Source organism: Rhodococcus sp. EPR-147 (assembly GCF_001647185.1).
In the GTDB taxonomy this organism is placed as follows: Bacteria; Actinomycetota; Actinomycetes; order Mycobacteriales; family Mycobacteriaceae; genus Rhodococcoides.
In genome coordinates, this window is sequence record NZ_LVCU01000296.1 from 1 (window position 1) to 7,482 (window position 7,482).

Below are 7,482 nucleotides of genomic sequence, written 5' to 3' on the forward strand. Positions count from 1 at the left end.
ACCGAGGATGTCGGTGAGGGCGACGTAGCGGGTTTCACCGTCGACCTCGTCGGACACGAGGCCCATTGCGATTCCGGCGACCGGGGCACGCAGTGGCACACCGGCATTGAGCAGCGACAGCGTCGATGCACACACCGAGCCCATCGAGGTCGAGCCGTTGGAGCTCAGTGCCTCGGAGACCTGGCGGATGGCGTACGGGAACTCTGCCTGGCTGGGCAGAACCGGCAGCAGAGCGCGCTCGGCGAGCGCGCCGTGGCCGATCTCGCGACGCTTCGGCGAACCGACGCGGCCGGTCTCTCCGGTGGAGTAGGGCGGGAAGTTGTAGTGGTGCATGTAGCGCTTGGACGTCTCGGGCCCGAGCGAGTCGACCTGCTGCGCCATCTTGACCATGTCGAGGGTGGTGACGCCCAGGATCTGGGTCTCGCCGCGCTCGAACAGGGCGGATCCGTGGGTACGCGGGATGATCGCGACCTCGGCGGACAGCGACCGGATGTCGGTGATGCCGCGGCCGTCGATGCGGAAGTGATCGGTGAGGATGCGCTGGCGAACCGACTTCTTGGTCAGTGCGCGGAATGCGGCACCGATCTCCTTCTCGCGGCCGGCGAAGCTGTCTCCGACCGACGTGAGGACCTGAGCCTTGACCTCGTCGAGCTTGCTCTCACGCTCGGCCTTGCCTGCGATGGTCAGTGCCTCGTTGAGCGGGATCTTCGCGGCGTTCTCGACGGCCTCGAAGACGTCCGACTGGTACGCCGGGAAAACCGGGTAGTCGCCGGTGGGCTTTGCTGCCTTGGACGCGAGCTCCTGCTGTGCGGTGCACAGGGCTGCGATGAAGGGCTTCGATGCCTCGAGTCCCTCGGCGACGACCGCTTCGTTGGGGGCGGTAGCGCCACCCTCGATGAGCTCGATGACGTTCTCGGTGGCTTCGGCTTCGACCATCATGATCGCCACGTCTGCGTCGGCACCTGAGCCGGAGACGATGCGGCCGGCGACGACCATGTTGAACACGGCCTTCTCGAGCTGCTCGTTGGTCGGGAACGCGACCCACTGCTTGTCGATCAGTGCGACGCGAACGCCGCCGATCGGACCGGAGAACGGCAGTCCGGCGATCTGCGTCGAGGCCGATGCCGCGTTGATCGCGACGACGTCGTACAGATCGGCTGGATTGAGGCTCATGACCGTGATGACGACCTGGATCTCGTTGCGCAGTCCGTCGACGAACGTCGGACGCAGCGGCCGGTCGATCAGGCGGCAGGTGAGGATGGCGTCGGTGGACGGACGGCCCTCGCGGCGGAAGAACGATCCGGGGATACGGCCCGCGGCGTACATGCGCTCTTCGACGTCGACCGTCAGCGGGAAGAAATCGAAGCCCTCACGAGGGTGCTTGCCGGCGGTCGTTGCCGACAGCAGCATGGTGTCCTCGTCGAGGTACGCGGCGACTGCGCCTGCGGCCTGCTGCGCGAGGCGGCCGGTCTCGAAGCGGATGGTCCGCTTGCCGAACGTGCCGTTGTCGATGATCGCAGTTGCTTCGTAGACGCCTTCTTCGACGTCCAAGGTTGTGGTTTCCGACATGTGTTCTGTTCTCGTCCTCTCGTCTTTGCCGTGCCCGCGTGGACACACCACCAGCCCTCCTGGCTGTGGCGGCATACCTGTGCCGTCCATCTCCGAGCTTCTCTCGGGACGCGGCTGCGCGGAGGCGGCCATCGATCGAAGCCCACCGGATCTCGTATCCGAAAGGCCACTACCGAAGACCGTCACCACGGCATGACAGGCATACACGGCGGTGTGCGAATGCTGTGCATTCGCTTTCTCGTGCTGGCGAAACTGTTCTTGCGGTACAAACACAGATAGCCAACGAGGAACAGTCTAAGCACTGCCTCGTTGGCTACTGCACTATTGCTGCGAGTCGGGTGCGCACCGGCGCGTCGAACCGTGCATCGGTGACATCCTCGCGTCGATGCGAATTATCGACGCAGACCCAGACGCTCGATGAGCGAGCGGTAGCGGGTGACGTCGACCTTCGCGATGTACTTGAGCAGACGACGACGACGTCCGACCAGCAGCAGCAGGCCGCGGCGGGAGTGGTGGTCGTGCTTGTGCGTCTTGAGGTGCTCGGTCAAGTCGACGATGCGCTTGGTGAGCATTGCAACCTGCGCCTCGGGCGAACCCGTGTCGGTGGGGTGCAAGCCGTACTCGCCGAGAACGGCCTTCTTCTGTTCGGTGGTCAATGCCACTGGTACTACTCCTGATCAATGACGTCCGCGTGAAAGGAAGCTACGCGCCCGGTGTCGAGACCACGGGATCGAAGCCGGTACAGCCGCCGCGGACCGCAGCGAGCACCGAGGGGACAGCCTATCAGGCCGTGCTGGCCGCCAGGATCGTCCGGGCCCGCTCGGCGTCGCGGCCCATCTCCTCCACGAGGGCTTCCATCGAGTCGAACTTCTCCATGCCGCGCAGTCGGTCGACGAAGTCGACTGCCACGTGCTGCCCGTACAGGTCGGCCTCACCGTCGAGGACGAATGCCTCGACGGTCCTGGTACGACCCGAGAACGTGGGATTGGTGCCCACCGATACGGCAGCCGGATGCCGCTCCCCCGGAGTGACCGTCCCCATGATCGGACCCGGCCCGAGCACGGTGAACCATGCCGCGTACACGCCGTCGGCGGGAATGGCCGAGTACATGGGCGGCGCGACATTGGCTGTGGGATAACCCATTTGGCGACCTCGGCCGTCTCCGTGCACGACGACTCCTTCGACGCGATGCGGTCGCCCGAGCGCGGCGGTGGCTGCAGCGACGTCACCGGCGTCCACACACGATCTGATGTACGTCGAGGAGAACGTCACGGCGTGCTCGGCGAGCAGGTTGACTCCGTCGACTGCGAATCCGGACCGTTCGCCGATCTTGCGCAGCATGGGCACGGTGCCGAGCGCCTTCTTCCCGTAGGTGAAGTTCTCACCGACGACGACCTCGGCAACGTGCAGGCGTTCGATCAGGATCTCGTGCACGTAACGCTCGGGAGTGAGCTTCATCAACTCGGGCGTGAACGGCATGACGCAGATGACGTCGATACCCAGCTCCTCGGCGAGTTCGGCCCGCCTCGTCAGGGTCGTCAACTGAGCAGGATGGCTTCCCGGTCGCACGACCTCCATCGGATGGGGATCGAACGTCATGAGCACGCTGGGAACGCCGCGCTTCTTCGCAGCGGCCACCGCTCGCCCGATCAGTTGTGCGTGTCCGCGATGAACGCCGTCGAAGACGCCGATCGTGAGCACGCACCGACCCCAGTCGGCAGGTACATCGTCGAGACCTCGCCATCTCTGCACACCGCGAAGCCTACGGCCCGACGGCCGCTCGGTCACTCTCGGACAGGCGTGTCGCGCGCGGCACGTATGGACAAAAAGGTATCCCCACGGTAAATGTTTCGGTGTGCCTAACTTTTTTCTTCGCCGGTGTGGATCGCGCAGTGGGCGGATTCTCGCGAGCTGGGCCGTGGTGGGACTACTGGTGGCAGCCTCGAGCGGCTGCGCCCGTGCCGTCGGGGAGGACGATCCGGCGGTGCTCGACGACGGCAGACCCCTGGTTCTGACGACCTTCACCGTCCTCGCCGACATGGCCGCCAATGTCGCCGGCGATCACCTCCGAGTGGAATCGATCACAAAAGCCGGAGCCGAGATCCACGGCTACGAGCCGACCCCAGGAGACCTACGCACCGCAGAGCAGGCCGAGCTGATCCTGGACAACGGTCTCGGGCTGGAGGCCTGGTTCGAGAAATTCGTCGAGCGCATCCCCGCACCCCACGCCGTGGTGAGTGCGAACGTGGACCCGATCTACATTCGCGACGACGCCTACGCCGGCAAAGCGAACCCCCACGCATGGATGTCGCCCGTCGTGGCCGAGACGTACGTCGAGAACATCGCCGACGCCTTCGTCGCGCTCGATCCCGCCAACACCGACGACTACCGCGCGAACGCAGCCGCATACGTGGGACAACTACGCGAGGTCGGTGCCGAACTGGCCGCGGATCTCTCCGGGCTACCGGCTCGTCAGCGCGCGCTCGTCACCTGCGAGGGCGCATTCGGCTATCTGGCCCGCGACTTCGATCTGCAGGAGGCCTACCTGTGGCCGGTCAACGCCGAGCAGGAAGGAACGCCGAAGCAGGTGGTCCGCACCATCGACTTCGTTCGCGACAACGACGTACCTGCCGTGTTCTGCGAGTCGACGGTCTCGGACAAGGCGCAGCTGCAGGTCGCCGAGGACACCGGCGCGCGGTTCGGCGGACAGCTCTACGTCGATTCTCTGAGCGACGCCACCGGACCGGTCCCCACGTACCTGGATCTACTGCGCTACGACGCACGGTTGATCGCCGACGCACTGGTAGGAGAACGATGACCCAGCACACTGGAGACCCGCGTCAAAGGACCCCGCACGAGACCGGGGCAGCGCTGTCGGTGGACGCCGTCAACGTTCGATACCGCGACGTCGTAGCCCTCACCGATGCCAGCCTGACCCTCGCACCCGGCCGGGTGTGCGGGTTGGTCGGAATGAACGGGTCGGGCAAGTCGACGCTGTTCAAAGCCGTCATGGGAGTGGTCAAGCCCAACTCCGGCTCGATCACCGTGTTCGGCGGAGACCCGGCGCAGGCGCGCAAGGCCGGCACGGTCAGCTACGTGCCCCAGGCGGAATCCGTCGATTGGACATTCCCGATCAGCGTGCGCGACGTGGTGATGATGGGCCGATACGGGAAGCAGAATTTTCTCCGCACTCCCCGAGCCGCCGATCGACTGGCCGTCGACGAGGCTCTGCAGCGCGTCGACCTCGCCGAACTGGCGAACCGACAGATCGGCCAGCTCTCCGGCGGTCAGCGCAAGCGTGCGTTCGTCGCCCGCGCCATCGCCCAGGAGGCATCGCTGCTGTTGCTCGACGAGCCCTTCGCCGGTGTGGACAAGAAAACCGAGGCAACCATCACCCGGCTGCTCCGCGAACTCGCAGCACAGGGTGCGTCGGTTCTGGTGTCCACACACGATCTACATGCCCTACCGGAACTGTGCGACGAAGCGATCCTGCTGCAGCAGCGCGTGCTGATGCACGGCAGTCCGACCGACGTACTGCGCCCGGAGAACCTGGCGCTGGCCTTCGGCATCGACCCGTCGAAGGTCGGCGAGTTGGGTGCGGGCACTCGAAATCCGGCCACCCGAACCACGGAAGCGAGCTGAACCGTGTATCTGATCGATTTTCTCGTGGACCCACTCGAATACACCTTCATGCAGCGAGCCCTCCTGGTCACTGTCACCGCCTCCATCGTGTGCGCGGTGCTGAGCTGCTGGCTCGTCCTCATCGGGTGGTCGCTGATGGGCGACGCCGTCTCGCACGCAGTTCTTCCCGGCGTCGCGCTGTCATACCTGTTCGGGGCACCGTTCGCGATCGGAGCGTTGCTGTTCGCGCTCATCGCGGTCGGTGCCATCGGAGTGGTCCGCAACACCACCGTCGTCAAGGAGGACGCCGCTATCGGCGTCGTCTTCACCACCTTGTTCGCACTCGGCGTCGTCCTGATCTCCAAGTTTCCGAGTCAGATCGACCTCAACCACATCCTGTTCGGCAATCTGCTGGGAGTCTCGCAGGCAGACATGGTTCAGGTTTTCGTCCTCGGCGGTATCGCGCTGGTCGTCATGATCGTCAAGCGTCGCGACTTCACTCTCTTCGCCTTCGACCGCACCCAGGCCCGCGCCGTAGGCATCAACCCGTCGGTGATCTCGGCCGTCATGCTGACCCTGCTCGCCCTGACGACCGTGGTCGCGCTCCAGGCCGTCGGCGTCATCCTCGTGGTGGCGATGCTGATCACTCCCGGTGCATCCGCCTATCTGCTCACGCACAGCTTCGGCCGCATGCTCGTGCTGGCACCGGTCATTTCGGTGGGTTGCGCGCTGGTGGGGATCTACGCCAGCTTCTACCTCGACGTGTCCTCCGGCGGCAGCGTCGTGCTCACCCAGGGACTGGTCTTCGTCCTTGCCTACCTCTTCAGCCCCTCACAGGGCATCGTCGTACGCGCTCTGCGACAACGCGGACAGGTGCCGGTGGCTCCGGCCGGGTGAGATGTCTTTTTCCATTGGATTGCCTAAGCTCGGCGACGTGGCGCTACGAAAAGACGATCCCGCACCGGCCGACGAGGGCGTCCAGCTGTCCGCGGTTGCGCAGGACTATCTCAAGGTCATCTGGACGGCCAGTGAGTGGAGCGAGGACTCGGTCAGCACCAAGATGCTCTCCGAGCGCATCGGTGTTTCCGCCTCGACGGTGTCCGAGGCCATTCGCAAGCTCGCCGACCAGGGCATGGTCGACCACGCCCGCTACGGAGCCATCTCACTGACCGAGAAGGGTCGTCTCGCTGCCATCGGTATGGTGCGTCGACATCGACTGATCGAGACCTACCTGGTGCGAGAGCTGGGTTACGGCTGGGACGAAGTGCACGACGAGGCAGAGATCCTCGAGCATGCCGTCTCGGATCTGATGATGGATCGAATCGACGCCAAACTGGGCCACCCCGAACGCGATCCGCACGGCGACCCGATTCCGTCCGTCGACGGTGCGATCGAGGCCCCGTCCGCGACCCGCCTGAGCGACTACCTCGACGGACAGTCCGGCCGAGTCGCCAGAATTTCCGACTCCGACCCGGCGATGCTCCGCTACTTCGACTCCGTCGGCATCACGCTGGACCTGCCGATCACGGTGGTCGAACGACGCGACTACGCCGGCACCGTCGCCATCGAGTTGGCCCGCACCGACGCCACTGATTCGATCGATCTCGGCCACCGCGCCGCAGAGGCGATCTGGATGGTTCCGGCGACCTGATCGCCGGGTCGGTGCCGCATCCGTGCCGAATGTTTCAGTGCCCGCGCAAGGTCGCGGGCCGCACGACCATGACCGAACTGGCGCGCTTGCCCTTCTCCTGGAGCAGAGCGATGGTGTGCCCGGTGGGATCGACCGCCGCGTACACCCCGTCGATTCCTATCGGATCCAGCCACCGTCCCTGGCTCAACGATTCCGCCTCACTCGCGTCGATCTGCCGGTGCGGGAACGCCGTTCGGGCCGCCTGATCGATGTCCAGGCTCACGGCCGGGTCCTCTGCCAGTTCTTCGAGTGTCCGTGCGTGGTCGAGGGTGAAAGGTCCGACGCGGGTGCGGCGCAGCACGGTCAGGTGGCCGCCGACGCCGAGCGCCGCGCCGAGGTCGCGCGCCAGGGCCCGAACGTACGTCCCGGACGTGCAGTCGACCTCCACGTCGAGGTCGACGAACGCCGATTCGCCCTCCGCCACGTCGCGCCTGGCCGTCACGTCGAATCGGGTGACGCTGACCTTGCGCGGGGCGAGTGTGAATTCCTCACCTGCGCGGGACAGTTTGTGGGCGCGTTGCCCGTCGACCTTGATGGCGCTGACACTAGCAGGAACCTGCTCGATGTCACCGGTCAGGGCGGCAATCGCGGTCGAGATCTCG

7 protein-coding genes and 1 pseudogene are annotated in these 7,482 nt (G+C 65.5%); 4 read left to right on the forward strand and 4 right to left on the reverse strand.

Annotated features, from left to right (window positions below; translation table 11 throughout):
* The 3 genes from A2J02_RS14115 to A2J02_RS14125 form a co-directional block, all read right to left on the reverse strand.
* Positions 1-1,569, reverse strand: a 1,569-nt coding sequence (locus A2J02_RS14115) for a polyribonucleotide nucleotidyltransferase (protein ID WP_068050754.1), incomplete at its 3' end; no start/stop codon positions are given.
* A gap of 392 nt (positions 1,570-1,961) precedes the next feature.
* Positions 1,962-2,231 carry a 30S ribosomal protein S15 gene (rpsO, locus tag A2J02_RS14120; RefSeq protein WP_032397847.1) on the reverse strand — a complete coding sequence of 90 codons (270 nt, stop codon included), beginning with the start codon at positions 2,229-2,231 and terminating at the stop codon, positions 1,962-1,964.
* Between the two features lie 121 nt (positions 2,232-2,352).
* Positions 2,353-3,321 (reverse strand): bifunctional riboflavin kinase/FAD synthetase, encoded by a 969-nt coding sequence (locus A2J02_RS14125; RefSeq protein ID WP_197478027.1) that lies wholly within the window; start codon positions 3,319-3,321, stop codon positions 2,353-2,355.
* Positions 3,322-3,424: 103 nt separating this feature from the next.
* Between A2J02_RS14125 and A2J02_RS14130 the strand changes: the two genes are divergently transcribed.
* The 4 genes from A2J02_RS14130 to A2J02_RS14145 are packed head-to-tail and all read left to right on the forward strand — an operon-like array spanning position 3,425 to position 6,841.
* Positions 3,425-4,387 carry a metal ABC transporter substrate-binding protein gene (locus A2J02_RS14130; protein ID WP_373454829.1) on the forward strand — a complete coding sequence of 321 codons (963 nt, stop codon included), beginning with the start codon at positions 3,425-3,427 and terminating at the stop codon, positions 4,385-4,387.
* Positions 4,384-5,211 carry a metal ABC transporter ATP-binding protein gene (locus A2J02_RS14135; RefSeq protein WP_068050756.1) on the forward strand — a complete coding sequence of 276 codons (828 nt, stop codon included), beginning with the start codon at positions 4,384-4,386 and terminating at the stop codon, positions 5,209-5,211. Before A2J02_RS14130 ends, A2J02_RS14135 begins: the two co-directional genes overlap by 4 nt.
* Before the next feature lie 3 nt (positions 5,212-5,214).
* Positions 5,215-6,087: a metal ABC transporter permease gene (locus A2J02_RS14140; protein ID WP_068050757.1), complete on the forward strand. Its 873-nt coding sequence runs from the start codon at positions 5,215-5,217 to the stop codon at positions 6,085-6,087.
* Position 6,088: 1 nt separating this feature from the next.
* A complete protein-coding gene (locus A2J02_RS14145) occupies positions 6,089-6,841 on the forward strand; it encodes a metal-dependent transcriptional regulator (protein ID WP_373455154.1) in 753 nt (250 codons plus the stop codon).
* 34 nt (positions 6,842-6,875) lie between these two features.
* Here A2J02_RS14145 and A2J02_RS14150 read toward each other — a convergent pair.
* Positions 6,876-7,482 (reverse strand): annotated as a pseudogene (locus tag A2J02_RS14150) (tRNA pseudouridine(55) synthase TruB); the annotation flags it as partial.

Bases quoted from the DNA above. Each gene is read 5' to 3' on its own strand.
- A2J02_RS14135 (WP_068050756.1), top strand. From the start codon at position 4,384: ATGACCCAGCACACTGGAGACCCGCGTCAAAGGACCCCGCACGAGACC.
- A2J02_RS14145 (WP_373455154.1), top strand. From the start codon at position 6,089: ATGTCTTTTTCCATTGGATTGCCTAAGCTCGGCGACGTGGCGCTACGA.